The sequence below is a fragment of the Streptomyces tricolor genome (assembly GCF_002155905.1).
Classification (GTDB): domain Bacteria; phylum Actinomycetota; class Actinomycetes; order Streptomycetales; family Streptomycetaceae; genus Streptomyces; species Streptomyces tricolor.
The window spans coordinates 1-1,671 of sequence record NZ_MUMF01000986.1; the positions used below are offsets into that span (position 1 = coordinate 1).

Here is a 1,671-nt window from a genome sequence, read left to right on the forward strand (position 1 = left end):
GCAGCGCGGCCAGCTGCTCGGCGAACGGCACCACGGTCTCCCCGACCCCCCGCGGAGCCAACGGCATCAGCGCGGCCAGCTCCCCCGCCGCCCGCTCGATCCGCTCGGCCAGCCCTTCCGCTCCCCAGTCCTCGGACGCGGCGTAGACCCCGGTGGGGACGACCACGGCCCGCAGGTACGCGAACAACGGCCGCAGCGCGTGCTCCAGCACCAGCGAGTGCCGCCCCGTACCCCCGGTCGCCCCGATCAGCACCGGCTTGCCGACCAGCGCCTCCTTGTCCAGCACGTCGAAGAAGGACTTGAACAGCCCGCTGTACGACGCGCTGAACACCGGCGTGACGACGACCAGCCCGTCGGCCCCCGCCACCGCGTCCTGCGCGGCGGCGAGCCCCTTGCCCGGAAACCCGTTGGTGAAGTTGTGCGCGATCTCCACCGCGAGTTCCCGCAGCTCGATCACCTCGATGTCCACCGGCGCGTGCCGGTCGACGGCGGCGGCCAGCCGGTCGGCGAGCAGCCGGGTGGAGGACGGCACGCTCAGCCCCGCGGAGACGACGACGAGCTTCATCCGACGGTCGTTCCTCATCCCGTCGCTCCTCGTCCCCTCGTTCCTCACCTGGTCGTTCGTCATACCGCAGCCGCCTCCTTCTCCTTCGCCGCCAGCAGGGACCGGTGCGTCGGCGCGTCCGGTACGCCGGCCGGGCGGCCGTTCGCGAACTCCTTGCGCAGTACGGGCACGACCTCCTCGCCGAGCAGGTCGAGCTGCTCCAGCACGGTCTTCAGCGGCAGCCCCGCGTGGTCCATCAGGAACAGCTGGCGCTGGTAGTCGCCGGCGTACTCGCGGAAGGACAGGGTCTTCTCGATCACCTGCTGCGGGGAGCCCACGGTCAGCGGGGTCTGCTCGGTGAAGTCCTCCAGGGAGGGCCCGTGGCCGTACACCGGCGCGTTGTCGAAGTACGGCCGGAACTCCCGCACGGCGTCCTGCGAGTTCTTCCGCATGAACACCTGGCCGCCCAGGCCGACGATCGCCTGCTCCGGGGTGCCGTGCCCGTAGTGGGCGTACCGGTTGCGGTACAGCTCGACCATCCGCCTGGTGTGCTCGGCGGGCCAGAAGATGTTGTTGTGGAAGAACCCGTCGCCGTAGTACGCCGCCTGCTCGGCGATCTCCGGCGAGCGGATGGAGCCGTGCCAGACGAACGGCGGCACGTCGTCCAGCGGGCGCGGGGTGGAGGTGAAGCCCTGCAGCGGGGTGCGGAACTTCCCCTCCCAGTCGACGACGTCCTCGCGCCACAGCCGGTGCAGCAGGGCGTAGTTCTCCACCGCGAGGTTGATCCCCTGCCGGATGTCCTTGCCGAACCACGGGTAGACCGGCCCGGTGTTGCCGCGGCCCATCATCAGGTCCACCCGCCCGTCGGCCAGGTGCTGGAGCATCGCGAAGTCCTCCGCGATCTTCACCGGGTCGTTGGTGGTGATCAGCGTGGTGGAGGTGGACAGGATCAGCTTCTCCGTCCGCGCCGCTATGTAGCCGAGCATGGTGGTCGGGGACGACGGCACGAACGGCGGATTGTGGTGCTCACCGGTCGCGAAGACGTCCAGCCCGACCTCCTCGGCCTTCAGCGCGATGGCGACCATGGCCTTGATCCGCTCGCGCTCGGTCGGCGTACGACCCGTGGT

The 1,671-nt window shown here is 70.3% G+C and carries 2 protein-coding genes; both read right to left on the reverse strand.

The window, feature by feature from the left end:
• Positions 1–565: FMN reductase (locus CCN44_RS42145; RefSeq protein ID WP_086704555.1), on the reverse strand; the 565-nt coding region annotated here is incomplete at its 3' end.
• Positions 566–624: 59 nt separating this feature from the next.
• The coding region (locus CCN44_RS42150) for an LLM class flavin-dependent oxidoreductase (protein WP_086704558.1) at positions 625–1,671 on the reverse strand (1,047 nt) is incomplete at its 5' end.